This is a genomic window from Serratia sp. JSRIV001 (assembly GCF_019968745.1).
Lineage (GTDB): Bacteria > Pseudomonadota > Gammaproteobacteria > Enterobacterales > Enterobacteriaceae > Chania > Chania fonticola_B.
This window is the reverse complement of record NZ_CP074147.1, coordinates 436,121-462,012: the sequence shown is the minus strand read 5'-3', so window position 1 is coordinate 462,012 and position 25,892 is coordinate 436,121. Positions and strand designations below refer to the sequence as shown.

The 25,892-nt window shown below is 55.1% G+C and carries 22 protein-coding genes and 3 tRNA genes; 3 read left to right on the top strand and 22 right to left on the bottom strand.

The window, feature by feature from the left end:
- Positions 1 to 10: 10 nt before the first annotated feature.
- Positions 11 to 157 carry a hypothetical protein gene (locus tag KGP17_RS02015; RefSeq protein ID WP_223498760.1) on the bottom strand — a complete coding sequence of 49 codons (147 nt, stop codon included), beginning with the start codon at positions 155 to 157 and terminating at the stop codon, positions 11 to 13.
- Positions 158 to 338: 181 nt separating this feature from the next.
- Here KGP17_RS02015 and KGP17_RS02010 point away from each other — a divergent pair, with 181 nt between their 5' ends.
- Positions 339 to 605 carry a DUF1471 domain-containing protein gene (locus KGP17_RS02010; RefSeq protein ID WP_071682913.1) on the top strand — a complete coding sequence of 89 codons (267 nt, stop codon included), beginning with the start codon at positions 339 to 341 and terminating at the stop codon, positions 603 to 605.
- Between the two features lie 87 nt (positions 606 to 692).
- Here the strand turns inward: KGP17_RS02010 and yjfP are convergent, their stop codons facing one another.
- Positions 693 to 1,445: an esterase gene (yjfP, locus tag KGP17_RS02005; RefSeq protein ID WP_223498759.1), complete on the bottom strand. Its 753-nt coding sequence runs from the start codon at positions 1,443 to 1,445 to the stop codon at positions 693 to 695.
- A 100-nt stretch (positions 1,446 to 1,545) separates the two neighbouring features.
- Between yjfP and bsmA the strand changes: the two genes are divergently transcribed.
- Positions 1,546 to 1,854, top strand: coding sequence for a biofilm peroxide resistance protein BsmA (bsmA, locus tag KGP17_RS02000; RefSeq protein ID WP_094982804.1), 309 nt, complete (start codon positions 1,546 to 1,548; stop codon positions 1,852 to 1,854).
- Positions 1,855 to 1,920: 66 nt separating this feature from the next.
- Here the strand turns inward: bsmA and KGP17_RS01995 are convergent, their stop codons facing one another.
- The 16 genes from KGP17_RS01995 to nnr form a co-directional block, all read right to left on the bottom strand.
- Positions 1,921 to 4,452 carry a filamentous hemagglutinin N-terminal domain-containing protein gene (locus tag KGP17_RS01995; protein ID WP_223498758.1) on the bottom strand — a complete coding sequence of 844 codons (2,532 nt, stop codon included), beginning with the start codon at positions 4,450 to 4,452 and terminating at the stop codon, positions 1,921 to 1,923.
- 393 nt (positions 4,453 to 4,845) lie between these two features.
- On the bottom strand, positions 4,846 to 6,474 hold the full coding sequence (locus tag KGP17_RS01990) for an isovaleryl-CoA dehydrogenase (RefSeq protein ID WP_223498757.1): 1,629 nt from the start codon (positions 6,472 to 6,474) through the stop codon (positions 4,846 to 4,848).
- 123 nt (positions 6,475 to 6,597) lie between these two features.
- Positions 6,598 to 7,329 (bottom strand): 23S rRNA (guanosine(2251)-2'-O)-methyltransferase RlmB, encoded by a 732-nt coding sequence (gene rlmB, locus KGP17_RS01985; protein ID WP_021179009.1) that lies wholly within the window; start codon positions 7,327 to 7,329, stop codon positions 6,598 to 6,600.
- A 60-nt stretch (positions 7,330 to 7,389) separates the two neighbouring features.
- Entirely contained in the window at positions 7,390 to 9,909 is a 2,520-nt protein-coding gene (gene rnr / locus KGP17_RS01980) for a ribonuclease R (RefSeq protein ID WP_094982807.1), read from the bottom strand.
- Positions 9,910 to 9,968: 59 nt separating this feature from the next.
- The gene (gene nsrR, locus KGP17_RS01975) at positions 9,969 to 10,394 is read right to left on the bottom strand and encodes a nitric oxide-sensing transcriptional repressor NsrR (protein ID WP_037376535.1); all 426 of its coding nucleotides are present in this window, start codon (positions 10,392 to 10,394) and stop codon (positions 9,969 to 9,971) included.
- 219 nt (positions 10,395 to 10,613) lie between these two features.
- Entirely contained in the window at positions 10,614 to 11,912 is a 1,299-nt protein-coding gene (locus KGP17_RS01970; RefSeq protein ID WP_024483338.1) for an adenylosuccinate synthase, read from the bottom strand.
- Between the two features lie 97 nt (positions 11,913 to 12,009).
- Positions 12,010 to 12,210, bottom strand: coding sequence for a DUF2065 domain-containing protein (locus KGP17_RS01965; protein WP_021179005.1), 201 nt, complete (start codon positions 12,208 to 12,210; stop codon positions 12,010 to 12,012).
- 106 nt (positions 12,211 to 12,316) lie between these two features.
- Entirely contained in the window at positions 12,317 to 13,327 is a 1,011-nt protein-coding gene (gene hflC / locus KGP17_RS01960) for a protease modulator HflC (protein ID WP_021807553.1), read from the bottom strand.
- 3 nt (positions 13,328 to 13,330) lie between these two features.
- Positions 13,331 to 14,599 (bottom strand): FtsH protease activity modulator HflK, encoded by a 1,269-nt coding sequence (gene hflK / locus KGP17_RS01955; protein WP_059199522.1) that lies wholly within the window; start codon positions 14,597 to 14,599, stop codon positions 13,331 to 13,333.
- 92 nt (positions 14,600 to 14,691) lie between these two features.
- Positions 14,692 to 15,972: a ribosome rescue GTPase HflX gene (hflX, locus tag KGP17_RS01950; RefSeq protein ID WP_021807555.1), complete on the bottom strand. Its 1,281-nt coding sequence runs from the start codon at positions 15,970 to 15,972 to the stop codon at positions 14,692 to 14,694.
- A gap of 98 nt (positions 15,973 to 16,070) precedes the next feature.
- Entirely contained in the window at positions 16,071 to 16,382 is a 312-nt protein-coding gene (gene hfq / locus KGP17_RS01945; RefSeq protein WP_021179001.1) for an RNA chaperone Hfq, read from the bottom strand.
- 113 nt (positions 16,383 to 16,495) lie between these two features.
- The gene (miaA, locus tag KGP17_RS01940; protein WP_186486533.1) at positions 16,496 to 17,437 is read right to left on the bottom strand and encodes a tRNA (adenosine(37)-N6)-dimethylallyltransferase MiaA; all 942 of its coding nucleotides are present in this window, start codon (positions 17,435 to 17,437) and stop codon (positions 16,496 to 16,498) included.
- Entirely contained in the window at positions 17,430 to 19,292 is a 1,863-nt protein-coding gene (gene mutL / locus KGP17_RS01935; RefSeq protein WP_094982809.1) for a DNA mismatch repair endonuclease MutL, read from the bottom strand. Before mutL ends, miaA begins: the two co-directional genes overlap by 8 nt.
- A 28-nt stretch (positions 19,293 to 19,320) precedes the next feature.
- Positions 19,321 to 21,063 carry an N-acetylmuramoyl-L-alanine amidase AmiB gene (amiB, locus tag KGP17_RS01930; RefSeq protein ID WP_021807558.1) on the bottom strand — a complete coding sequence of 581 codons (1,743 nt, stop codon included), beginning with the start codon at positions 21,061 to 21,063 and terminating at the stop codon, positions 19,321 to 19,323.
- Between the two features lie 7 nt (positions 21,064 to 21,070).
- Positions 21,071 to 21,541 carry a tRNA (adenosine(37)-N6)-threonylcarbamoyltransferase complex ATPase subunit type 1 TsaE gene (tsaE, locus tag KGP17_RS01925; RefSeq protein ID WP_021178997.1) on the bottom strand — a complete coding sequence of 157 codons (471 nt, stop codon included), beginning with the start codon at positions 21,539 to 21,541 and terminating at the stop codon, positions 21,071 to 21,073.
- Between the two features lie 10 nt (positions 21,542 to 21,551).
- The gene (nnr, locus tag KGP17_RS01920) at positions 21,552 to 23,066 is read right to left on the bottom strand and encodes a bifunctional ADP-dependent NAD(P)H-hydrate dehydratase/NAD(P)H-hydrate epimerase (RefSeq protein ID WP_209523755.1); all 1,515 of its coding nucleotides are present in this window, start codon (positions 23,064 to 23,066) and stop codon (positions 21,552 to 21,554) included.
- On the opposite strand from nnr, the gene queG reads away from it, so the two are divergent.
- Entirely contained in the window at positions 23,065 to 24,204 is a 1,140-nt protein-coding gene (gene queG / locus KGP17_RS01915) for a tRNA epoxyqueuosine(34) reductase QueG (RefSeq protein WP_059199518.1), read from the top strand. The two genes, nnr and queG, sit on opposite strands and share 2 nt — an antisense overlap.
- A gap of 288 nt (positions 24,205 to 24,492) precedes the next feature.
- Here queG and KGP17_RS01910 read toward each other — a convergent pair.
- The 4 genes from KGP17_RS01910 to KGP17_RS01895 form a co-directional block, all read right to left on the bottom strand.
- A tRNA-Gly gene (locus KGP17_RS01910) sits at positions 24,493 to 24,568 on the bottom strand.
- Between the two features lie 55 nt (positions 24,569 to 24,623).
- Positions 24,624 to 24,699: transfer RNA gene (locus KGP17_RS01905), tRNA-Gly, on the bottom strand.
- A gap of 64 nt (positions 24,700 to 24,763) precedes the next feature.
- Positions 24,764 to 24,839 (bottom strand) — tRNA-Gly (locus KGP17_RS01900).
- A gap of 233 nt (positions 24,840 to 25,072) precedes the next feature.
- Entirely contained in the window at positions 25,073 to 25,891 is an 819-nt protein-coding gene (locus tag KGP17_RS01895) for a helix-turn-helix domain-containing protein (RefSeq protein ID WP_021807562.1), read from the bottom strand.
- Between the last annotated feature and the right edge of the window lies 1 nt (position 25,892).

Sequence of the window (25,892 nt, the reverse complement as noted above, 5' to 3'; positions counted from 1 at the left end):
TGAGTAGGATTTATTGAGGTTTATGCGTAAGGCCACGAGAAATAGCACGATTTGCTGGCAGAGAAAGCGATGTATGCCGATCCATAGGTTTTAAAAATCCTGCAACAAAATCATCAGCCCACTGGAAATCATTATCATTTTTTTTGAATAAAGCCATCAAAATCTCCCCCTTTTTAATCCTGACTATCGGACTAAAGTTAAATTATCCGCCGCAGAAAGCGCAGCGATAAAGGGTTGCAGTTATTCAATACTGATAAATAACTTTTTGCTTAATGGGCAGTATATCGGAGGCGGACCCAGCGACACGCCGCTGTAGCAAAGAGTTAAGAGAGGTGCCTATGAAACGTATCACCATCGCTACCGCTATCGCGTTGCTGTTTTCCGCCAACGCCATGGCCGCCACTGAAATCACCGCACACCAGGCCGCAGAACGCCAAAGCATTGGCTTCGTCAGCCTGACTCAGGAAGTGGTTTCACCCGACGATGCGACGTCACAAATCAACAAGATTGCCGATCAACGCGGTGCCACAGCTTACCGGATTGTTGCGCTACATGAGCCAGGCAGTACCGCGTCTATCCACGTCAGCGCAGAGCTTTATCGCTAACCGAAAATGCAGCGCCAGGGAGCCCAGCCGCACCAAGAGGCGGTCAATCAGTAACAGCCATACCTTGCCCCCTCCCTCGGGGGCTTTTTACAGTGAATCCTGGAAGAAAGCGGCGGTAGCGTTCAACGCGCCAGGAGTAATGCGATGGCGTACTTCCGCTTCAGTGAGGTAGGTCAACCTCCGATCCAGGCCGCGCTGACGTAACTCACCGGCCAAGCGCTCACTCTCCAACGCTGGCACCACATCATCGGTTTCACCATGCCATAACAGCAGTGGCCGCCCAGCAAAACTCTCCCAATGCTGTTCAACCTCATAAGAGGCCAAGGGCGCAAGGCGTGCCTTGAGCGCGGACGGATCCAGCGGCTGGCCCTGCGCATCCAATGGCGGATACAGCGTCTGCGCCAGCGAGGTAAAGTAGCCCGACCCCATCAGGCTGGCGGCCGCTTTCACCCAAGGGTAACGGATAAAGGCACCCAAAGTGGTCATGCCCCCCATAGAAGCGCCCGCCACGCCAATGCGATCCCCGGCAATTAGTCCACGCTGCTCAAAGTGCGTTTTGAGCGCGGGTAACTCATCGACGTTACTTTTGAGGATTTCCCAGAAATACGCCAGCCGCCGTGCTTCATCACCATCAAACCGCTCACCGTGCATCGCACAATCGGGCAGCACCACCCGGAAACCGACCTTGGCCAGCGCATAGGCAAAATAGGCGTACACCTCTTTCGATGAGGTATAACCGTGATAGAAAAAGATCGTAGGTAACGGCTGCTCGTAGCACCCGGCCGGTACCGCATGGATCACCGCAACGTCACTCACCCGCTCATCATGGATCTCGATCATGTATTCCCCCTGTGGCTAATCTTCACTATGATGGCAAAAATCGGCCCGTAACCTTAGTTCAACCCATTCTACTCTATGCTAAATAGTAATGAGGCCAGCCATGACTCTTTCTCGTCCCTTGATCACCCTATTACTGTTTAGCTTGCTGTCTGGATGCAGCGTATTTAAAACCACGCCCAAGCCCCCGCCGCCGCCTACCACTCAGGCACAGGAGATCACTCGTGCCCAAACCACCGAGTTGGAGAAGATGGCAACGATCAGCGCACTGGTGCATGGCAGCCCGATGAACGTGGAAGCCGAGATCCAGCGCAAAGCTAACGCCAGCGGGGCACGCTATTACATGATCATCATGAACAGCGAAACCATCGTGCCTGGCCAGTGGTATTCACAGGCGATACTTTATCGGTAGCGCTGGCTCTGAGAGATAAGTAAAAACGGGTGCCTGAATAGGCACCCGTAGAAGAGATTTTCGCGATTACTCTTTGATTACCGGCCCAGTTACATCACCGTTATTGGTGTATCTGCCCGTCAGGTTCAGTTTCACACCTTCCAGGCCGCCGATCACCGCGCCACGCCGGTTAGTAAGATTCTGGCTGTTGATCGTGGTGATCTTGTCGGACCATAATTGACCGCTGTTGGTCAATGCCCCATTGACGCGAATACCCAGCCCTTCTTTACCATGGACCAAGCCGCTGTTGGTAAAGGCTGAAGTCACTTCTACGCTACTGCTACCTGTAGAAGATATCGTGCCATTGCCGTTATCCAGGCGGTTAGCCAGCAGTGACAGAGAAGCCACACTTGAAAGGGTGCCGCGGTTGTTATCCACGTTGCCAGCATACTGCATGTTCAAGTTGCCGCCGCTGGCAGCAATCAGACCCCGACTGTTATACACCCGGTTACCGGCCATGCTCAGATCGCCCATGCTGATAATGCCCCCCTGAGTATCTTCCGGCATATCGATATGCACGCCCATCACTCGACCAAAATTCTCACCATTACGGTTATAGAGAGTCACCGCCTTTATTTCTGCCGTCTTATCGGCAAAAATCAGACCTTCGTCATTGCGCAATGTGTCGGTATGCACATGAACTTCCTGCCCCGCCAACAAGCCCGCATTGTTGTTGACCGTGCTGGCGTACACCTCTGTGCTACCCAGCGCGCTACGGATCACGCCATAGTTGTTATTAAGGGCATTGTTGACGCGAACGTCATTGCCCTTGTCCAGGGTTAACCCACCCGTGCGGTTATCCAGGCTGTTTGCTCGCAGCAGCAGCTTACCCTCACCGCTAACACTGCCATCCCGGTTGTCCATGGCGTTGATATTGGCGAGCTGGATATCCCCCATTGCAGAGATCTGCCCACTCTCGTTAAGCAGGTTACTGCCATTGGTGTTTACGTTCAGCATCTTGGTCGCTTGCAGACTACCGGTTCTATTGGTCAGTAGCCCACTGTTGATATCCAACACCCCAGCCGACTCAATCAAGCCGTTGGTGTTATTGAGCGCAGCTTTGTTTGTCGTCAGCTTAAAATCGTCACCCGCGCTCATTTTGCCGTTAGCGCTATTGTTCAACGTACTGCTGGTAGACAGATTGACATGATGTTGAGCCGCTATTTCGCCGCCACGGTTATCAAGCGTGCCGCCAACGGTCATCGACAGATCGGACAATGAAGAGCCAAAGGCAAAAATCTGCCCATTACGGTTATCCAGCGCACCGCTGATGATAGTGGAGTTACCACTGGTGGTGATCAGGCCATTGTTATTGTTCAACTGACCCGTTTTTAGGGTCATACCCAAGGTGCTGTAAATGCCGGTATCGTTATTGCGGCCAGTATTGGTCAGCAACTGCCCATGCGTATCGATAGTGACCTGTGAACTGGATTGCACCCTACCGTTGGTATTGTTCAATTGCCCACTATTGATGCTCACAGAGCCGATAGCGGCTATGTTGCCGTTGGTATTGGTAAGGCGGTTTTTATGAGTATCGATAGTGATACCGCCGTTCCCTCCGGTGATTTTCCCCCTGGTATTATTAATAGTGCCTGCGGTGTTCAGTTTGTTGGCGTGTGCGGCGGATAGGGTCCCTGAACGGTTATCCAGCACACCATTAACGTCCATCACCAGGTCTGAGGTGGAAGCCGCGATGGTACCGGCATTACGAACGCCCACTCCGCTTTCTGTCCCCACCAGGGTGATCTTGCCGGCATACATCCCCCCCAAAGCAGCAACGTCAATCCCGACACCAGGTCTGCCCAACGCCGAGGCCAGCGCAGTCGCCTGGGTATTGTCCGCATTGACGTTATTACGGCCAGTGGTCACTTTCAAATCCTTGGCCCAGACACCGGCATTAATCGCCACCGAGCGGGCAATCAGATCGGTATAATTACTGTCGCCGCTGTTCAGGCCATTGCCATTAATAACAATGCTGCCCTTCTCCGTTTTATATCCCTGTATGGCACCATCGACAATCTGGGCACTACCGGTGGTCAGCGTTGCTCTGCCAGCATTAATAAACCCGCATCCGCTACAGGTAATACCTGCCGGGTTGGCAATAATGACCTGAGCCTGCTGGCCTGCAACCTCCACCATGCCATTTAACACGCTGGCCCGATTAGAGTTGACCTCATTAAGGATCACCGAGGCTGCTCCACCGCTTAAATTCGCATTACCCGCAAGACTCCCCGCCAGTTGGCTATTCGCCCCGTCGACGCTGTTATTCAGTACAACGCCGTTTTTATCAACATTGAACTGGTTGAAGATATTATGTGAAACACCCCCTTTACCCGCAGCGTTGATATTCACCACGGTCGAACCATTCGCCCCGGCATTAACCGCAGGGCTAGAGGCCTGCCCGGCATCGGCAACGATTGCCGCATTAGCCACGGAAACGCAGCCAAAAGCCAGCAGCCCGGCAAAGTAGAGTGGCGAAAGGGTCATCCGCAAAGATGAATTGCTCTTTTCTTTACGTGCCGATAAATCGGTTGTGGATGAATGATAACTATATGTCATGCTGTTAATTCCTTTTAAAAAATAGGAAAGCCAGTGGATTGACCTGAACAAGCCGCCATAAAAAAGACTTTCCCAAATAAATAATTAGCGCAGATTGGCACTCACGAGCCGTGCTTAATCTCCATTACATTAAAAATGTAACATACAACCCGTTACCCACTCAGCCAATTAGTTAAGCAGAACCCAAAAAAGGGTATATCCCATGCATTAACGAGAATCATCCTTAAAATTACAGCAGAATACATCTTGGGCGCTCACACGAAATTAATATCATGCGGGATATTTCTATAATTAATCACTCGAGCTGAAATCAGGCAGGAAATTATACATCCAATGCCATCAGCCTATTATCTGATGGCATTTACCTCTAGGCTATAAGCCCCGAGTTCCTGTTTATCCCCCCATAGCCCGCTGGAGCAGCGTATCGCACACCTCGGCAGGCAGCACTCTATCTCCACGATAATCCAGCGTTAAGTGGCACCAGGCTTCCCCAATGGGCGGGCTGGCATGCTGCAGAAGTTGGGCGGCACAGCACAGATCGAATAACTGCTGGGTTAACAAGCGCCCCATTTCTTCACGTGGCTGACGCATACGCTGTTGCCATTGCCGCCAGGCGCGATCGAACAACCGGTTCTGCCCGCGTACCGGTAGCAACTCCTGTTGCAGCAACTCCAACGCACCAGGCAACTTATGCAGGCTGCGCATCACATCCAGGCACATGATGTTGCCCGAGCCTTCCCAAATGCTGTTTACCGGTGCTTCTCGATACAGACGCGGCAGCTCGCTGTCTTCGCAATAGCCGATCCCTCCCAGCACCTCCATGGCTTCCCCGATAAATGCCGCGCCTTGATGACAGATACTGTATTTTGCCGCCGGGGTCAGTAAGCGGCTGTAGACCACTTCGCCTTCATCCCCCCGGCTTTCCCAGGCTCGCGCCAAACGGAGCAGCAAAGCGATATGCCCCTCAAGCCGTAATGCCATACGGGCCAACACCTGCCGCATCAACGGCTGTTCAATAAGACATTTACCAAACGCCTGCCGTTGCAGAGCATGGTACAGCGCCACCGAAAGGCCGCGGCGCATCAGCCCATGGCTACCCAAAGCGCAATCGAAGCGGGTCATCCCCCCCATCTTGAGGATTTGCCTGACACCATCCCCTTCATCGCCCAATAACCAGGCCGTTGCGTCCTGAAACTCGGCTTCGCTACTGGCATTGGAACGGTTACCCAGCTTGTCTTTAAGCCGCTCCAGACGGATGGCGTTACGGGTACCGTCTGGCAGGAGCCGGGGCAGGAAGAAACAGGAAAGCCCTCCCTCCGCCTGTGCCAATACAAGATGCGCATCGCTTTGCGGCACCGAAAAGAACCATTTATGGCCCACCAGGCGATAGGCCTCTCCATTGCCTCGACTAGCGAGCGGTACGGCGGTGGTGGTATTACTCAGCACGTCCGAGCCACCCTGCTTTTCCGTCATCCCCATACCGATCAACAGCCCGCGCTTTTGTGCACCAGGCAGCAGATGAGGATCATAACGATCGGAAAGTAACGGGGATAACCAGGATTGATACTCTTTTGGCAGGGAACGCTGTAGCAGTGGGATAGCACCAAAGGTCATGGTGATTGGGCAAAGCGTGCCGGCCTCCACCTGAGCATGCAACATAAAGCGGGCGGCACGGGCCACCAAGGAGCCATTACGGGCATCTTCTTGCCACGGCAGGTTATGCACCCGGTTAGCGACCAATCCCTGCATCATGATGTGCCAGGCTGGATGAAAGCGCACGTCGTCCAGGCGTTGCCCGGTGGCGTCATAGCGCAGCAACTCCGGTGGGTTGGTATTGGCCAGCCGCCCCAACTCCAGTGACTCCTGTGTGCCTAACTGTTGCCCAAGCGAGGCCAGAACATCGCTATCCCAACCCGCCAACTCGCGCTGCAACGCTTCACGCAGCGGCGTATCTGACAGGAAAAGGTTGCTGTTCCCCAAGGGCTTGGGTTGGTTAAAGACGGTATGCGTAGTCCAGACCATGAGCTTGCTCCCTGATTAACGCTTCAGGGGTAATTATGGTCATTAGCCGGATTTCTGCCGCTGGCGGGATCACAAGATAGGAGATTAGAGGTAGGGGTGACAGGTTTCACCCCTATTAAATCATCAGCTGCGCTGACGCACCGCTTCAAACAGACAGACACCGGTCGCTACCGAGACGTTCAACGAGGAAACCGTACCGGCCATCGGAATGCTGATCAGTTCGTCGCAATGTTCACGGGTCAAACGACGCATACCTTCACCTTCCGCGCCCATCACCAGCGCCATCGGGCCGGTCATTTTGCTTTGATACAGCGTGTGGTCGGCTTCACCCGCCGTGCCCACGATCCAGATATTCATCTCTTGCAGCAAACGCAGGGTACGAGCCAGGTTGGTGACGGTGATCAGTGGGACGTTCTCGGCCGCACCACAGGCCACTTTCTTCGCCGTTGCGTTCAGTTGAGCTGAGCGATCGCGTGGGACGATCACCGCATGGACACCGGCAGCATCGGCACTACGCAGACAAGCCCCCAGGTTATGGGGATCGGTAACGCCATCCAGCACCAGCAGGAATGGTGTTTCAACGCTTTCCAGCAGCCCAGGCAGATCGTTCTCCTGATATTTCCGCCCTTCACGCACCCGCGCAATAATGCCCTGGTGGACGGCCCCTTCGACCTTCTCATCCAGCCATTGGCGGTTAGCCACCTGGATCACAATACCGGTCGCTTCCAGCTCGGCAATCAAAGGCTGCAAGCGACGATCGTCACGCCCCTTGAGAATAAACACTTCCAGGAAACGTTGTGGATCGTTGTCTAGCAGGGCTTTGACAGCGTGAATACCGTAGATAATTTCGCTCATGATGCTCTTTTAACTGTGCGGCCGGGGGTGACCCGGCCGGGGATAATAACGTGCGGCAGGTTAACCCTGCTCGGCACCTTTCTTCTTGCTGGCACGCTTGGCTTTGGTCGCGGCCGCTATCTTTTTGGTTTTGTCAGACGCTTTTTTGGCTTTCGCCTTCGGATCGGTTTTCGCTTTCGCCTTCGGGTCTGGCTTCACCTTGTCTGCGGGTTTGGCCTTGGCCCCCTCTTTTTTACGGAAGGCGCTGTCTGGCTCAAAGTTGGCAGGCGTCTTGCCGCCACGGCGTTTACGTTGAGCCTGACTACGGCCCGCTCCGGCACCGTCGCGCAGCGTACGCTGGCCGCCATTCTTGGCACGTTCGCGCTCGGTTTTGCCTTCACCACGCGGTTTGCGGGTACTGGAAACCAGGGCGAAGTCGATCTTGCGTTCGTCCATATGCACGGCCTCAACGCGGATCTCCACCGTATCCCCCAGGCGATAGACCATGCCGGAAGATTCGCCGATCAGACGCTGGCCGATATTATCGTAGCGATAGTAATCGTTATCCAGCGTAGACACGTGTACCAGACCATCGATAAACAGATCGCTCAGGCGGACGAAGAAACCAAAGCCGGTGACGCTGGCAATAACGCCGCTGAACACTTCACCGACGTGATCCTGCATAAAGTCGCACTTCAGCCAGTCCGCCACGTTACGCGTAGCTTCATCGGCACGGCGCTCGGTCATCGAGCAGTGCATACCCAGTTGCAGCATCTCTTCCAGATCGCTGTGCCAGCCTCCGGTTGGCGTCCAACGCTCTTTCTGATCACCTTGCTCTTTCGCCAGCACGTACTTGATGGCGCGATGCAACGACAGGTCCGGATAACGACGGATCGGCGAAGTAAAGTGGCCATAAGAGGCCAACGCCAGGCCGAAGTGACCACGGTTTTCCGGATCGTAGATCGCCTGTTTCATCGAACGCAGTAGCATGGTTTGCAGCATTTCGCGGTCCGGGCGTTCCGATACTTCGTCCATCAAAGTGGCGTAATCTTTTGGCTGCGGCTTCAGGCCTCCACCCAGGGTCAGGCCCAGTTCGCTCAACACGCTGCGCAATGCGGAAATGTGATCGTCGCTTGGGCGATCGTGCACGCGGAACAGCGCAGGTTCGTTATGCTTCTCAACAAAGCGCGCCGCAGCAACGTTCGCCATGATCATGCACTCTTCGATCAGTTTGTGCGCGTCATTACGTACCGTTGGCTCTACGCGCTCAATACGGCGCTCGGCGTTGAAGATAAACTTGGCTTCTTCGGTTTCGAAGGCAATACCACCGCGTTCGGCACGAGCCTGATCCAGCACTTTATACAGCGCATGCAGCTCCTGCAGGTGTTTGACCAACGGATGATACTGCTCGCGCAGCTCCTGATCGCCCTGCAAGATATGCCAGACCTTGGTGTAGGTTAAGCGCGCATGGGAGCTCATTACCGCTTCGTAGAATTTAAACGAAGACAGACGGCCCGATGCGGAGATCGTCATCTCACTCACCATACACAGGCGGTCGACCTGCGGGTTGAGCGAGCACAGGCCGTTGGAAAGCACTTCCGGCAGCATTGGTACCACTTCCGACGGGAAGTAGACTGAGGTGCCACGGCTACGGGCTTCGTCATCCAACGCCGTGCGAGGGCGCACATAGTAGCTGACATCTGCAATCGCGACCCACAGGCGCCAGCCGCCACCGCGTTTCTTCTCGCAGTACACGGCATCATCGAAATCGCGGGCATCTTCGCCATCAATGGTGACCAGCGGCAGGTGACGCAGATCCACACGCCCTTTCTTGGCGGCCTCCGGCACCTGCTCACTGAGGTCGGCAACCTGCTTCTCCACCTGAGGTGGCCAGGTATGCGGGATCTCATGGGTACGCAATGCGATATCCACCGCCATGCTGGTGCCCATTTTATCGCCCAGGATCTCGACGATTTTGCCCACGGCTTTGGTGCGGCGCGTTGGGCGCTGGGTCAGCTCGACCACCACCATAAAGCCCATCCGCGCTCCGCTGACCGAGTCGGCAGGGATCAGAATATCGAAGCTCAGGCGGCCGTCATCCGGCACCACGAAGCCGGTACCGGCATCGGTGAAGTAGCGACCAACAATCTGGCTGGTTTTAGGCACCAGGACGCGCACGATACGCGCTTCGCGGCGGCCTTTGCGGTCTTCGCCCAGCGGTTGAGCCAACACCACATCACCGTGGATGGCCATTTTCATTTGCTCGGCGGAGAGATAAAGGTCGTCTTTACGCCCTTCAACCCGCAAGAAGCCGAAGCCATCGCGGTGGCCGATCACCGTGCCACGCAGCAGGTCCAGACGTTCCGGCAGGGCATAGCACTGGCGGCGGGTAAAGACCAACTGGCCATCACGTTCCATCGCACGCAGGCGACGGCGCAGGGCTTCCAGCGCTTCTTCGCCGGATAAGTTCAGTTCATTGCCCAACTCTTCGCGGCTGGCCGGCGTTTCACGTTTCGCCAAATGGGCCAGAATAAATTCGCGGCTAGGAATTGGGGATTCATATTTTTCTGCTTCTCGTTCCAGGAATGGATCTTGTGACATTGAGGTTCCTCCGTTGTCATCAGCAGGGTGTCGCTGAGCCTTGTCTTCTCAGTAACGCTTTATTCGACAAGCAAAAGCTTGTAGAGCGGTGAATTGTCTTCGACCATGTCGGCCAATGTGTGACTATCCAGCTCCTCAAGGAAATTCTTTACCGCCTGCTGGAGCACTTGCTTCAAACGGCAGGCTGGGGTGATATGGCAGAAATCGCCGCTGCAGTTAACCAACGAAAGCGGCTCCAGCGCCCGCACCACGTCGCCAATACGGATGCTCTCAGCCGGTTTACCCAAGCGTATACCGCCGTTTTTACCCCGCACGGCGGTGACAAAGCCTTCACGGCTCAGCTGATTGATAATTTTTACCATATGGTTACGGGAAACTCCGTACACCTCCGTAACTTCAGAGATGCTGGTCATTTTGTCCGCAGGCAATGATGCCATATAGATCAATGCCCGTAGGCCATAGTCAGTAAAACTTGTTAACTGCACGTTTACCTCTGGGTATCTGCCGATTTTCGGCGATTTTCTTTACTATCTTATTGGATGATAAACCAGCCGGAGAGTTCGCAGCTAATTATTTAGCGCATAGGTGACTCTCAACCGGAGCAACGAAGGGATTTTGTGAGGTGAAAACGCCATCGGGGAGGATACATGAGGCAAACAAACCGGGACTTGGCCCGGTTTGTTTGATGACAGTAGGTAAACAGATTATGCGTCGAACGGATCGCGCAGGATCATGGTTTCGCTACGGTCTGGGCCAGTAGAGATGATATCTACCGGTACATCAGTCAGCTCTTCGATGCGTTTGATGTAGTTCAGCGCAGCCTGTGGCAGTTTGCTGTAGTCTTTCACACCAAACGTCGTTTCGCTCCAGCCCGGCATGGTTTCGTAGATTGGCTCAATACCTTCCCAACCTTCTGCAGCCAGCGGCGTGGTGGTCATTTCGCGGCCGTCCGGCATGCGATAACCCACACAGATCTTCACTTCTTTCAGGCCGTCCAGCACGTCCAGCTTGGTCAGGCAGAAGCCAGACAGGGAGTTGATCTGCACGGCACGGCGAACGGCAACCGCATCCAGCCAGCCGGTACGACGGCGACGGCCAGTGGTAGCACCAAACTCATTACCCTGTTTGCACAGGTATTCGCCGGTTTCGTCGAACAGTTCGGTTGGGAACGGACCTGCACCTACACGGGTAGAATAGGCTTTCACGATGCCCAGCACGTAGTCCACGTAACGTGGCCCAATGCCAGAACCGGTTGCTACGCCACCCGCGGTGGTGTTGGAAGAAGTCACGTACGGATAAGTACCGTGGTCGATATCCAGCAGCGTACCCTGTGCACCTTCGAACATGATCAGATCGCCACGCTTGCGCGCACCGTCCAGCAGTTCGGAGACGTCTACTACCATCCCGGTCAGGATATCGGCAATCGACAGCACATAGTCAAGGGTGGTCTGGTAATCGACGGCTTCTACTTTGTAGTAGTTAACCAGTTGGAAGTTATGGTAATCGATGATGTCTTTCAGCTTGGTCGCGAAGGTAGCTTTATCGAACAGGTCACCCACGCGCAGACCGCGACGGGCAACTTTGTCTTCGTAAGCCGGGCCGATACCACGGCCGGTGGTGCCGATGGCTTTGGCACCACGCGCTTTCTCACGCGCATTATCCAGAGCGACGTGATAAGGCAGGATCAGCGGGCAGGCTTCAGACAGTAACAGACGTTCGCGTACCGGGATGCCGCGCGCTTCGAGTTCACCCATTTCCTTCATCAACGCGTCTGGCGCCAGAACCACACCGTTGCCGATGACGCTGGTCACGTTTTCACGCAGGATACCTGAAGGAATTAAATGAAGAACGGTTTTTTCACCGTTGATAACCAGAGTGTGGCCAGCGTTATGGCCACCTTGGTAGCGCACAACATATTGAGCCCGTTCAGTCAGCAGGTCTACGACCTTACCCTTACCTTCGTCACCCCATTGGGTGCCCAGTACGACGACGTTCTTACCCATTTTAAAATCACCAGGTTGCTTAAAAATGGATTCTACCACCCTAATTCTTCAGTTTCAGCACTTTTAGCATACGATTGCGTACTTTTTCGGCTAAAATTTAAACCCCCGTGTGTGCACGCAACATGTAGTAGATCACACAGCCTGCAACCACTAATCCCCCACCAAAACGCCGCAGCGTAGCATCGGGTAGTTGCGACATTGTCTGAACCATTTTACGCCAAGCCTGTGGGAACAACATCGGCCCCAGCCCTTCCAGCACCAAAACCAACCCAAGCGCCAGCCAGATTGTCGAATTCATCCTTCCCCCAAAAAAAGAAAGGCCCGCGTTTAAACGGGCCTTGGTTCTACCCCTGTTGTTTCAAACCATGGCCTGAAAGCTATCGGGGATCGCCATCATGCTGACGTTATCTGTTGCGCGTAGCAACCGGCGACTTCATGTAGCGGAAGAAATCGCTGTCCGGGCTCAACACCAACACGTCCTGGTTGCCAGGGCCGAAGCTGGTTTCATAAGCACGCAGGCTACGGATGAAGGCATAGAAATCCGGATCCTGACTGAAGGCATCGGCAAACAGTTTAGCTGCTTCCGCATCGCCCGCACCGCGGGTGATACGCGCCTGACGCTCGGCTTCCGCGATGGTACGGGTCACTTCGTAGTCGGCGGTGGCTTTGAGCTTCTCAGCCTCTTCCTTACCTTGTGAACGGTGACGACGGGCTACCGCCTCACGCTCTGCACGCATACGCTGGAAGATCGCATCGGACACTTCCGCAGGCAGGTTGATCTGCTTGATACGCACGTCCACTACTTCAATACCCAGTGCCGCCATGCTGTTCGGGTTAACCGCTGGCTGTTTGCCATTGGTTTCACGCTCAACACGGGCTGCAGCAGAAGCAATAGCGTCATCGGCTTCGGTAGCGGCGGCTTCTTCGCCGTCACCCACGGTACCGGTGTTCAACGCATCACGCACGTCTGCCATCAGACGTCCACGGGAGTCGGTCACGATATCACGCACGTCCAAACGGCCAATCTCGGAACGCAGACGGTCGTTGAACTTGCGTTTCAGCAGCAGTTCCGCCTGAGAAACGTCACCACCACCGGTGGCCAGGTAGTAGCGGCTGAAATCACTGATACGCCATTTCAGATAGGAGTCGACGATCAGGTCTTTCTTCTCGCTGGTCACGAAGCGATCGGCCTGGTTGTCCATGGTCTGGATACGAGCATCCAGCATTTTCACGGTTTCAATAAACGGGATCTTGAAGTGCAGACCCGGTGCATAAACCAGCGGTTTGTTTTCGCTGTCGCGCAGGACTTTACTGAAACGCAGCACGATGCCGCGCTCGCCTTCCTGAACCACAAACATTGAGGCGTAAAGGGCTACCAACACCACCGCGAGGATAACTATGAAAGACTTACGCATTGATTATTCTCTCCCTACGCGTGTGTTGTCGCTACGCTGCGCATTAGCCCGGCGTTGGTCCATGATGGAACCACTGCTGGAACTGCTGGTGCTCGCCTCCGATGAAGGAGCCGAGGCTGGCGCAGGGGCGAGAAGGTTCTGCCCGGCATCTTTGCTGCCTTCGGTAGCCGACTTACCGGCACCGCGCAGCATCTGATCCAGTGGCAGCACCATCAGATTGTTATTGCCTTTATTGTCTGCCACCAACACCTTACGGGTGTGGCTCAGCACTTTTTCCATGGTTTCGAGGTACAGACGCTCACGGGTAATTTCCGGTGCGGCTTTGTACTCCGGCAACAGCTTGGCGAAACGAGCAACCTCACCCTGGGCTTCCAGAACGGTCTGGGCCTGGTAGGCGCGCGCATTTTCCAGCAGGCGCTGTGCAGCACCGTTGGCACGCGGCTGGACTTCGTTGGCGTAAGCTTCTGCTTCACGAATGGATTGCTGCTCGTTTTCACGTGCGGCGATCGCATCATCAAACGCGGCTTTCACCTCTTCCGGCGGACGTGCAGCCTGGAAGTTGACGTCCAGCAGAGTGATACCCATTTTGTACGGACGGATGGTATCTTCCAGTACACGCTGAGTGTCGCTACGGACGATGGTACGGCCTTCGGTCAGGATCTTGTCCATGGTGTATTTACCGATAACACCACGCAATGCGCTGTCTGTCGCCTGTCTCAGGCTGTCGTTGGCATCGGTTACGCTGAACAGATAGGCTGCCGGATCGGAAACGCGGTACTGCACGTTCATCTCGACACGCACCACGTTCTCATCGGAAGTCAGCATCACACCGGACGCGGACAGGTCACGGACCGACTCCACGTTAACCGGGCGAACCTGATCGATAAACGTCGGTTTCCAGTTCAGACCTGGCTGCACCAGATGGCTGAATTTACCAAAGCGAGTGACTACACCACGCTCGGCTTCTTTGATGGTATAGAAACCGCTGGCGGCCCAGATCACCACCACCGCAACCGCAGCGATGCCGACAATCTTGCCACTGAATCCCGGCCCGATTGACCCCGTGCCACCGCCGTTATTGCCGTTGGAGCCTTTGCCACCGCCGGTCAGGCTGCTCAATTTCTTGCTCAGCTTGCGGAAGATATCGTCTAAATCCGGTGGCCCTTGATCGCGACCGCCTTTATTGTTACCGCCAGAGTTGCCGCCATTATTATTGCTGCTCCCCCACGGGTCGCGGTCCTGTCCGTTATTACCGGGCTGATTCCACGCCATGTTTTAGCTCCATTATTCTGTGATTGGGTACTTCAGGCTAATGCTTAGCCCACTCTTCTATTGAGCGGGCACACAAATGTAACAGGATATGATCATACGATAAAGTTAATCAGTTCCTGTTCCTGCTTGCAGAGGCGACGCCACTCCACGATCGGCATACGCACCACCACGCCGATACTGCCGTCCTCTTCATTCCACTCTTTTTCGATCGCCTGAAGCTGGTAGAAACGGCTACGAAGACGGCCTGCCTGTGGCGGTAAGCGCAGCTCAAAATGCGCGATTTCCCCCGATAAGCGCTCCGTCAACGCCTGAAATAGCAACGGGATACCTTCACCGCTGGCGGCGGACAGCCACACACGGATCGGTAAGTTTTCCTCGTTGCGATCGATACGCGGGACAAAATCATCCAGCATATCTATTTTGTTCATCACTAACAGTGTAGGGATCTCATCCGACTCAATCTCTGCCAACACGGAGTTCACCGCTTCAATGTTTTCATCCACCCGGGTATCCGCAGCGTCGATCACATGTAACAACAGAGAGGCCTGGCGCGTCTCTTGCAGTGTCGCTTTGAACGCGGCAACAAGATCGTGCGGCAAGTGCCGGATAAAGCCTACGGTATCCGCCAACACGGTATCGCCTACGTCCGCCACGTCAATACGCCGCAGGGTAGGATCCAGGGTGGCAAATAGCTGGTCCGCCACATACACTCCGGCAGACGTAATTCGGTTAAACAGGGTTGATTTGCCTGCGTTGGTGTAACCCACCAGCGATACGGTTGGCACATCGGCACGGGTACGCGCTCGTCGCCCTTGATCGCGCTGCTTCTCTACGCGCTCAAGGCGGCGCAGAATCAGACTGATGCGATCGCGTAGCAGACGACGGTCAGTTTCTAACTGAGTCTCCCCCGGCCCGCGTAGGCCAATCCCCCCTTTCTGACGTTCAAGGTGAGTCCAACCACGAACCAGACGAGTGGCAATATGACGCAATTGCGCCAACTCTACCTGCAGCTTACCTTCATGGGTACGGGCACGCTGGGCAAAGATGTCGAGAATCAACCCGGTGCGATCGATCACCCGGCATTCACACAGGCGTTCGAGATTTCTCTCCTGCGCTGCGGAAAGGGCGTGATCAAACAGGACAACAGACGCGCCGCTGGCTTTCACCGCATCTGCAATTTCTTCGGCCTTTCCTTCACCGACAAAGTATTTTGGGTGAGGTGCTTTGCGGCTACCAGTAACCACTTGCAAAGCCTCAACGCCCGCAGAGGACACCAGCGATTCGAACTCACTGAGATCTTCTGTATCTTTGTCTTGCGAGAAATAGATATGAACCAGGACGGCCTGCTCACCGGCTTCATAACGGTCAAACAAGCGTGCAACCTCTCAAACGGAACAAAACCGCGAGTTTGGGGGACATAAACAGCACTGCGCTGCTTATGCTCCCCGTCATGGTTGACTCGCAACGCGCTTTATTCAGCGTCATCGCTTTCCTGCTGCGGCTGTTGCGGCGCAGACGGGTTGTTACCATGGTGATAATTGCTGGTGCCGCCGCTGCTCGGGGTGTTGCTGTGGTGCGATACCGGGCGCGATGGAACAACGGTAGAGATAGCGTGCTTATAAACCATCTGGCTCACCGTGTTCTTCAACAGGATGACAAACTGGTCAAAAGACTCAATCTGGCCTTGCAGCTTAATACCATTCACCAAATAAATAGAAACCGGAACACGTTCACGACGCAATGCGTTCAGGAACGGATCTTGCAAAGATTGCCCCTTAGCCATTCTATCTTTTCCTTATTTGTTTGTTGTTTTTAACCAAGAACCTGTCGGCTCAAAATAAACGACCTAAAAAATTTGCGCGCTGAATACTCATCAATTGTACACAATCACTCAACCTATGCACTAACAACCTGTGTTACCGAGTCTAAAGCCTCTCCCGGCTTTTCACTGTCCAACCACCGAACCGACTCCCAACCCCGTAACCAGGTCATCTGGCGTTTGGCCAACTGACGTGTTGCGCAAATACCTCGAAAAACCATCTCATCGTAACTAATCTCGCCAGAAAAATATGACCACATCTGGCGATAACCGACACAGCGAATGGAAGGCAAATCCGTATGCAAATCACCCCGTGCAAAAAGTGCACGCGCTTCCGCCTCAAAACCCGCCGCCAACATCTGATTGAACCGCAGCTCGATACGTTGATGCAACAACTCCCGGCTGACTGGCGCTATCGCAAATTGGTGAACATGATACGGTAACGATTCACCCGAAATTTTAGTCAGTTCAGTTAAAGTTTTACCCGAAATCAAAAAAACTTCCAGTGCTCTGGAGAGTCTCTGTGGATCATTCGGATGAATACGTAAGGCCGCAACCGGGTCTATCGCCTGCAATTGGCGGTGCAAAGCCTCCCAACCAAGCTCCGCCGCCTGCTGCTCAATCCGCTCGCGTACTGCGGGATCGGCAGAGGGTAACGGCGATAACCCTTCCAGTAACGCCTTAAAATAAAGCATTGTGCCCCCCACCAACAGCGGAATACGTCCGGCGGCAGTAATATCAGCCATTTCCCGCAACGCATCGGCACGAAAATCGGCCGCCGAGTACGCTTGCGCAGGATCGCGGATATCAATCAAACGGTGTGGTGCCAGGGCAAGCTCTTCCGCCGAAGGCTTGGCGGTACCAATATCCATACCGCGATAAATCAGGGCGGAATCGACACTGATCAGTTCGACGGGCAAGCGCTCACGCAGCGCCATCGCCAAGGCGGTTTTGCCTGAGGCCGTTGGCCCCATGATAAAAATGGCTGGGGGACGAGGGTTCATTTCAATTTCAGTCATGCTTAAGCGCTGCCAATGCAGCCTGCAAATCAACGGGTTGTAAAAGAGCGGCAGGAGGGGATTTGACCAGTTGCGGGCAAAGTCGTTCAACTTCTGTCAACAATTGTATCGCTTGCGAGCTGTTCCACACTTCGTGTTCGCTGCCTAATTGGCTGGCGATCCAGATGGATAGCACCGTTGGCGACATCTCCTGATGTTCGGCCAGATAGCCTAACAGCTCGGGTATCAACTTTTGTAAATTTTGTTGGCGTAATGGTAAAGGTACTGCGCGCAACGTCACACGACCGTGATCGGATTGCAGCTCCAACCCCATTTTGACCAGCAGTGCCTGATGTTGCACGCAGGCGGCCGCTTCATTTTTATTCAACGTCAGCTTAATCGGGATCAGCAGCGGCTGCGGCCGTAATCCCTCTTCCGGCGGGCAAAGCTGCGCCTGACGCAGCCAACGTTCGGCCATGGTCAGATTCAGTAACGCCAACTGCTGACGCTGTTCAACCAGCGCATAGCTCGGCGGGCAAATCATCAGAACGCGGCCAAAACTGTGCTGACTACCAGCGAGCGGGGTTTCCTGCACGGCGTTAACCGGCGGGAACAGCGGCTGTTTTACCGTATCTGCTGGCGGTGTCGCCTGCAACAGCTTGCCATACAGCTCACCTTCACGCTTTTGGTAACCCGCACCGGCCTGATAGGCTGGCTGCGGGGCTCGTTCACGGGCAGCGGAGGGCTCTGCAGGCTGACGTTCACGCTGTGGCGCAGGCTGGGAGAAGTGGTTGCCACCGGCAGCAACGCGGTTCTCCGGCTGCCAGACGGGAGCCTCCTGCGCAGCGGACTCTTCAGCCAATGGCAGCGCGACATTACCCGCCTGCTGCAACACCGTGGTAACCGCCTGGTAGATAAAATCATGTACCAGCCGAGCCTGATGAAAACGCACCTCATGCTTGGCCGGATGAACGTTGACATCCACCTGATGCGGATCCACTTCCAGATACAGCACATAGGCAGGCAGTTGATCGTCTTTCAACTGATCCTGATACGCCTGACGAATGGCATGATTAATCAGCCGATCGCGCATCATCCGGCTGTTGACGTAGCAATACTGCATTTCGCCAAGCTGGCGTGCCCCTTGCGGATCCGCCACCCAGCCGCGGATGCTGAGATCGCCATGCTGCCAGGAAATCGCCAACGCATGCTGCAAGAAGGCGGGGCCACAAATGCTGGCCAGACGCCGCTCATGCTGGCTTTCTTCTTTTGCCGCGCGGTACTGACGCATTAGCTTGCCGTTATGGCTGAGGTTGATCGCCACATCGAAACGCGCCAGCGCAATGCGCCGTACCACTTCGTCGATATGACCAAATTCGGTTTTTTCGGTGCGCATGAATTTGCGCCGTGCGGGGGTGTTGTAGAACAGATCGAGCACTTCGAGCGTGCTGCCCACCGGATGAGCTGCCGGTTTGACGGTGACCGCCTGATCGCGCCCTTCCGCGTAGGCTTGCCAGGCTTCGCTCTGTTCCGCCGTGCGTGAGGTCAACATCAGGCGTGACACCGAGCTGATACTGGCCAACGCTTCGCCGCGAAAGCCCAGGCTGACTATGGCCTCAAGATCGTCAAGCGTACTGATTTTACTGGTGGCATGGCGCGCCAGGGCCAAGGCCAGGTCGGCTTTGGCAATGCCGCAGCCGTTATCACGGATACGGATCAGTTTGGCCCCGCCGCGTTCGATATCAATATCAATCCGCGTTGCCCCGGCATCCAGGCTGTTTTCTACCAGCTCTTTGACTACCGACGCAGGCCGTTCGACCACTTCTCCGGCGGCAATCTGGTTGGCTAGCTGTGGCGGTAACACCTGGATAGGCATGGGGTTCCCTCTGTTGTTGGCATCAGGCCTACGGAATGATCAGCGTCCGATCCAGCGGCGCAACATCCGACTTTAATTTGTTAACCCGTTTAAGCTCGCTGACGCTGACGCCATATTTCGCGGCGATGGATGACAGCGTATCACCCCGAGTCACCTTATGTTTACTCGGTTTAGCGCTTTTTGCCTTGGCCTTGGCCTGAGCCGGTGCTGCCGCCGTTTTCCCGGCAGGGACCTTCAGACGCTGGCCAACCCAGACGCCATCTTTTTTCAGTTTGTTCAGCTCACGTAGCGCCGCCATGCTGGTGCCATAACTATCGGCAATGCCGGAAAGCGTTTCCGCCCGCTTCACCACATGGATCTGCGTTTTTCCTACGCTGGCGCTGCTTCTGGCCGGGCTGGTCACCGGCTCAGGCTGTCTGAGATCGTCTGTCGTGGAGTTAACCGCCGCTGCGACGTCCAGCGGGCGGTTTTCCACCTTTGGGTCGGCTTGTAGCGGATGCGCCAGGAAATAACTGCGCAGGCCGTTGTGGATCGCCCGTGCAATTTTATCCTGATATGCGCTACTGCCCAGCAGTCGCTCCTCCGTGCTATTACTGATAAACCCGGTTTCCACCAGTAAAGATGGAATATCCGGTGAACGCAGCACTCCCAGGCTGGCGTGTTCCGGACGGCGTTTGTGCAATGAACCTACGACCTGTAACTGCTGTAATACCTTGACGGCTACGTCATAACCGACGCGCTGCGAATGACCGAACTGCAGATCCAGCACCGCCTGACTCAGATAAGGGTCGGCCTGGCTATTGGCCAACAGATCGCCCGCACCGCCCAGCAGTTCGGACTGTTTCTCGTGCTGTTCCAACCAACCGGCCATCTCGCTGTTAGCCCGGCGATTGGACAATACCCAAACCGAAGCCCCTTTGGCGCTACGATTCGGCGCGGCATCCGCGTGGATGGACACCAACACGTTGGCCCCCTGCTTGCGCGCCACATCAGAACGGCCCATCACCGAAATAAAGTAATCCCCGTTACGCGTCATCACCGCTTTGAACATCGGATCGGCATCCAACAACGCACGCAGACGATGCGCGATAGCAATGGTGACGTTTTTCTCTTTCAGACCGTTTGGCCCGATAGCGCCAGGATCCTGTCCACCATGGCCGGCGTCGATCGCCACCACCACCCGATCGCCAGAACCGGCGGACACCCGGCTGCTACGTGGGGTAATGCTGGTTGCCGTGCCTGATACCGCAGCCGACTTCGGAGTAAATGGATTGGCGCTACTTGACGTGACCGGCGCCTTACGCACTGGCTCACTCACCACCGGCACAGGCACAGGAACTGGTGCCTTACGAACGGTGTTAGTCGCCGTCCTGGCTTCTGAGGTGATGGTGAAGACGACGATGTAACTGTTACCCTCTTGACGCGTCGCTACACGGGTTTTGGCACGTTGGGTTAAATCAAACACCAAGCGTACGCTTTGCGCATTTTTCGGCTGACTGGAACGAATTCTTTTTACCAGGTTCTGGCCGCTGAAGTTCAACGGTAGGCCGCCCACCTTGCCAGTTTGGGTAACGTCCAGCACCACCCGATCCGGGCCATGTAACGTGGCGAAGGTATACTCCGGAGGGCCAGTAAAGCTCACTGACACCGTGGCTTCACGCTGAGCATTGGTCACTTTGACGTCGGAGAGGGACGATGCCGCCCAGGCACCAAACGGCCCCAGCAGCGCAAGCAAGGCAATTACAGCAAATCTTCTTAACCCATACATCATTGCTGCGTCATCCTTGTTGCCTCTGGATACTTTCTAATAATTGTTCGCCATAGGCGGAAACCGCCTGGAGCTTCGCCTGACGCCCTTCGTCTTGGTAACTGAGATGCAGTTCCAGATCGGGATCGGGCAGCACGCCGGTACCCTGCTGCGGCCACTCCACCAGGCAAATCGAGTCCTGGGCAAAATAGTCGCGGATACCCATAAATTCGAGTTCTTCCGGATCGGCCAAGCGATAAAGATCAAAGTGATAGACCGCCAGCGGTTGCAGCGCATAAGGTTCCACCAGCGTATAGGTTGGGCTTTTCACATTGCCCTGATGGCCTAACGCCTGCAGAAAGCCGCGGCTGAAGGTGGTTTTACCGGCACCCAAATCCCCATAAAGATAAATCACGCTGGCACGATCGCATGCCTGGGCCAAGACGGCCCCCAGTGCGACTGTGGCTGCCTCATCCGGCAGCGGTAAAACGAGTTCTTTCATTCGATAATGTCTATTTTGCCAACTCAGGGTTAACGTAATAAGGGATCACCGCCAGCAGATCGGTGGCCAGTAATCCCCTTGTTCCTTGTTTTGCAGCAACCTGATCTGCCGCTGCGCCGTGCACTACGCAGCCCGCGCAGGCGGCATCATACAGCGGTAGCTTTTGCGCCAGCAAACCGCCAATGATACCCGACAGCACATCTCCCATGCCACCGGATGCCATGCCAGCATTGCCAACGTCGGCGATCGCCATCTGTCCATGCTCATCGGCGATCAAGGTGCCTGCGCCTTTCAGCACCACAATACCGCCGTATTGCGCGACCAACCTGCGGGTTGCAAGTAAGCGATCACTCTCAATATCAGCGGTGCGGCAGCTCAATAATCGCGCGGCTTCACCAGGATGCGGGGTAATAATACGATTCTGACGCTTCTCGGGGTGTAATGCCAGTAAGTTAAGCGCATCAGCGTCCCATAATGTTGGTTTATCACTGGCTTGCAGCTGTTGCAACGCGTTGCGGCCCCAATCGCCCTGGCCAAGCCCCGGGCCAATCACGACCACATCGGCCCAGTCCAGCGCCTGTTGCAGGATATCATTACTCAGGCGTTGCACCATCAACTCAGGCCGGGCGGTCAGCAGCGGCCCAATGTTCTCACTGTGAGTAAGCACTCGCACTAGTCCAGCCCCGGTACGCAGTGCGGCTTCCGCTGCCATGCGGATGGCTCCGCCAAAACCGTGATCGCCACCCACCAGCAGTAAACGACCATGCTCCCCTTTATGAGAACAAGGGCGGCGAGGCTTCAGCCATCTGCCCAAATCGTCAGCCGTAATACGCTCGATCTGCGGGGACTGTGTTGTCAGCCAATCCGCTAATCCTAGCGTACTGTAATGCAGTTGCCCCACCCAATCACGCGCCTGCCCGGTCAGCAACCCTGGTTTGAGTGCAATAAAAGTCAGCGTAAGGGCCGCACGGATCGAGACTCCCGGCACGGCTCCGCTTTCAGCCAGCAGGCCAGAAGGGATATCCAGAGCAACCACTGGCGCCTCGGCTCGGTTGGCCGCTTCGATCAGGGCATCATAGGGCGCTCTGGGGGCCGCCCCCAATCCGGTGCCTAATAAACCATCAATGATGAGATCGACATCCTCTGGCCAACGGCTGGTCGCGGGCAGGACTTCTCCGCCACTTGCCAACCAGGCTTGCCGGGCGTTGGCAGCCTCTGGTGGCAATGGACGAACGCCTTCGCAGGCAATCAGCGTCACCTTGATACCCGCCGCACGGGCCAGACGAGCAACCACGTAACCATCGCCACCGTTATTGCCATGCCCACACAGCACCAGCCAATGCCTGCTGGCCGGATACCGGTCGCACGCCAGCTGGTAAGCCGCCGCACCGGCACGCTCCATTAACGAATACAAGGAGAGACCCAGCGTTGCGGCAGCAGCAGGTTCTGCCTGGCGGATCCAGTCTGCAGACCAAACAGAGTGTGGTAAACTGGAACAGTATTGTTTCTCACTATGGCCCGTCATGACACACCCCCTCGATCTCGATCAACTAGCCCAACATATCAAGCAATGGGGGCAATCGCTAGGATTCCAGCAGGTGGGGATCTGCGATACCGATCTCAGCGCGGAAGAACCCCGATTGCAGGCGTGGCTGGATAAGCAATACCACGGCGAGATGGAGTGGATGGCACGTCACGGCATGATGCGCGCGCGGCCACATGAATTATTGCCCGGCACACTGCGGGTGATCAGCGTGCGCATGAACTATCTCCCCGCGAAAGCCGCGTTCGCCAGTACGTTAAAAAACCCGCAGCTGGGCTACGTTAGCCGTTATGCGCTGGGGCGTGATTATCACAAGCTACTGCGCCAGCGGCTAAAAAAACTCGGCGATCAAATCCAGGCTTACTGCGGTGAACTGAATTTCCGGCCCTTTGTGGACTCGGCCCCCATCATGGAGCGAGCCTTGGCCTCAAAAGCCGGCATCGGCTGGGTTGGTAAACACTCACTGATCCTCAACCGCGACGCCGGTTCCTGGTTTTTCCTGGGCGAGTTGTTAATCGATCTGCCCCTGCCTGTGGATAAGCCGCAGGAAGAGCAGTGTGGCCGCTGTGTCGCCTGCATTACCACTTGCCCCACCGGTGCGATAGTAGCCCCTTACACCGTCGATGCCCGGCGCTGCATCTCCTATCTGACCATCGAGCTGGAAGGTGCTATTCCAGAAGAATTCCGCCCTCTGATGGGCAATAGAATCTACGGCTGCGACGATTGCCAGCTCATTTGCCCATGGAACCGCTTCTCGCAGTTGACGGATGAAGACGATTTCAGCCCTCGCGCTGCGCTGCATGCCCCGCAACTGATCGAGCTGTTTGGCTGGAATGAGGAGAAGTTTCTCCGTATCACCGAAGGCTCTGCCATCCGACGTATCGGCCATTTGCGCTGGTTACGCAATATCGCGGTAGCACTCGGCAACGCCCCTTATCTGGATCAGATCGTTATCAGCTTGCAGACCCGGCAGGGTCAGGATCCGATGCTGGACGAGCATATCAGTTGGGCACTGGCTCAACAGCTTGCACGCCGTGAAGCCCTGGCGGTTGAGGTGCAGACGATGCAGAAAAAACGTTTAATTCGGGCGGTCGAGAAAGGATTACCGAGGGATGCCTAGAAAACCCTCAGACTCTCCCTGTGGATTTGTGCATAAAAATAAAAATGCGTTGTCTTTCAAGCGTCACAAAAAGAGCAAGTGATCGAGATAACGTTTTATAAGAAAAAAATATTGATTATTATCAATAAGATATAAATTTCATTTGTGAGGCGTTGCATTTTTGCACAGAAGGTATTATGTACAGGATCTGTGGATAACTCTGTTCACAACCTATTTTCTGAGTATGTATAACTGAAAGAAAGTCACACCTGAAGCGGCGTAGGATTGAATCTAAACTGGAGATAAATTTGGAGCGGGAAACGAGACTCGAACTCGCGACCCCGACCTTGGCAAGGTCGTGCTCTACCAACTGAGCTATTCCCGCATTGATATGCTTGAAGCATCCGGCCAACAATGAACAACATGGCCTTTGAAATTTTTGGAGCGGGAAACGAGACTCGAACTCGCGACCCCGACCTTGGCAAGGTCGTGCTCTACCAACTGAGCTATTCCCGCGTCGCATGGGTGTTACTTTAACTACTTTTTCTTCATCATGCTACATCAGCAGCATTTTTGAAGTTGGAGCGGGAAACGAGACTCGAACTCGCGACCCCGACCTTGGCAAGGTCGTGCTCTACCAACTGAGCTATTCCCGCCCGGCGTAACGATGGTGAATGAAACGAAATTCTTCATCGGTACGGGGTGCGCATTATACGAGAAATCCTTTTCGCCGCAAGCCCCTGAAAGCAAAAAAACGCGAATTTTGTCTGATTGCTGCTTTAAGCACCGAAATGGTGAATTTTCATGCCGGGATAGGTAAAAACCTGCTTTGCGGGCAACCAAGGTCAGGATTTGGTCTCTCATCACGGTGAACAACCAATGGTCCGAATCACAGCGACTTGCGCTTGGAGAAATAATGGGCGGGAGAATCGCCGAAACACCGTCTAAACATCGCAATAAAGTTGCTGGGGGTCGCGTACCCCAAGGCATCCGCAATACTGCTCACAGGCATACCATTAGCCAACATTTCCAACGCGTGAGACAACCTTGCCTGTTGACGCCATTGTGCAAAGCTGTTGCCCGTCTCGGCCATAAACAATCGCGATAGGGTGCTGGGGGAAAGCCCTCCCCAAGCCGCCCAGGCTTGCAAGGTTCTGGTGTTATCAGGCTCGGCAAGGATCGCATTGGTGATCCGTAACAAGCGCCGGTCGGTAGGCATTCTCAAATGCAGCGGCTGATGGGGCGAACGCCGGATTTCATCCAACAACACCGCAATCATCCGCTCCTGTTCAACCTGCAAAGTCTCTTCAAACGACCAGGACACCGCACGGCGTACTAGCGCATTCATCAACTCACTGATGCCAATCACGCAGGGTTGGTCGGGCAAGTCTTTGCTCGCATCAGGCGTAATCAGCACCGTCCAGCCGCTCATGACGCCGCTGATGCTGACCTTGTGCGGCTCGTGTGAGGGTATCCAGCCAGCGCGGTTCGGGGGTAACAGCCAGGATCCCTGCCTGGTGCGAACATGCAACAAGCCGTTCTCCACGCAGAACAACTGCCCCCGCAAATGATGGTGCCAATCGTATTCGCGCGTCCCCAGACAAAACTCAAGCCCCGGATCGTCTTCACCCCACATAGCGATGAGTGAAGGGCCATCGGCTCGTTCACTGAGGTCGGAGGGATGGTTGGCAAGCACCGCTACCGTCATG

Coding starts and splice junctions, on each gene's coding strand:
- KGP17_RS02015 (WP_223498760.1), bottom strand. CDS start 157: ATGGCTTTATTCAAAAAAAATGATAATGATTTCCAGTGGGCTGATGAT.
- KGP17_RS02010 (WP_071682913.1), top strand. CDS start 339: ATGAAACGTATCACCATCGCTACCGCTATCGCGTTGCTGTTTTCCGCC.
- yjfP (WP_223498759.1), bottom strand. CDS start 1,445: ATGATCGAGATCCATGATGAGCGGGTGAGTGACGTTGCGGTGATCCAT.
- bsmA (WP_094982804.1), top strand. CDS start 1,546: ATGACTCTTTCTCGTCCCTTGATCACCCTATTACTGTTTAGCTTGCTG.
- KGP17_RS01995 (WP_223498758.1), bottom strand. CDS start 4,452: ATGACATATAGTTATCATTCATCCACAACCGATTTATCGGCACGTAAA.
- KGP17_RS01990 (WP_223498757.1), bottom strand. CDS start 6,474: ATGGTCTGGACTACGCATACCGTCTTTAACCAACCCAAGCCCTTGGGG.
- rlmB (WP_021179009.1), bottom strand. CDS start 7,329: ATGAGCGAAATTATCTACGGTATTCACGCTGTCAAAGCCCTGCTAGAC.
- rnr (WP_094982807.1), bottom strand. CDS start 9,909: ATGTCACAAGATCCATTCCTGGAACGAGAAGCAGAAAAATATGAATCC.
- KGP17_RS01970 (WP_024483338.1), bottom strand. CDS start 11,912: ATGGGTAAGAACGTCGTCGTACTGGGCACCCAATGGGGTGACGAAGGT.
- KGP17_RS01965 (WP_021179005.1), bottom strand. CDS start 12,210: ATGAATTCGACAATCTGGCTGGCGCTTGGGTTGGTTTTGGTGCTGGAA.
- hflC (WP_021807553.1), bottom strand. CDS start 13,327: ATGCGTAAGTCTTTCATAGTTATCCTCGCGGTGGTGTTGGTAGCCCTT.
- hflK (WP_059199522.1), bottom strand. CDS start 14,599: ATGGCGTGGAATCAGCCCGGTAATAACGGACAGGACCGCGACCCGTGG.
- hfq (WP_021179001.1), bottom strand. CDS start 16,382: ATGGCTAAGGGGCAATCTTTGCAAGATCCGTTCCTGAACGCATTGCGT.
- miaA (WP_186486533.1), bottom strand. CDS start 17,437: ATGACTGAAATTGAAATGAACCCTCGTCCCCCAGCCATTTTTATCATG.
- mutL (WP_094982809.1), bottom strand. CDS start 19,292: ATGCCTATCCAGGTGTTACCGCCACAGCTAGCCAACCAGATTGCCGCC.
- amiB (WP_021807558.1), bottom strand. CDS start 21,063: ATGATGTATGGGTTAAGAAGATTTGCTGTAATTGCCTTGCTTGCGCTG.
- tsaE (WP_021178997.1), bottom strand. CDS start 21,541: ATGAAAGAACTCGTTTTACCGCTGCCGGATGAGGCAGCCACAGTCGCA.
- queG (WP_059199518.1), top strand. CDS start 23,065: ATGACACACCCCCTCGATCTCGATCAACTAGCCCAACATATCAAGCAA.
- nnr (WP_209523755.1), bottom strand. CDS start 23,066: ATGACGGGCCATAGTGAGAAACAATACTGTTCCAGTTTACCACACTCT.
- KGP17_RS01895 (WP_021807562.1), bottom strand. CDS start 25,891: ATGACGGTAGCGGTGCTTGCCAACCATCCCTCCGACCTCAGTGAACGA.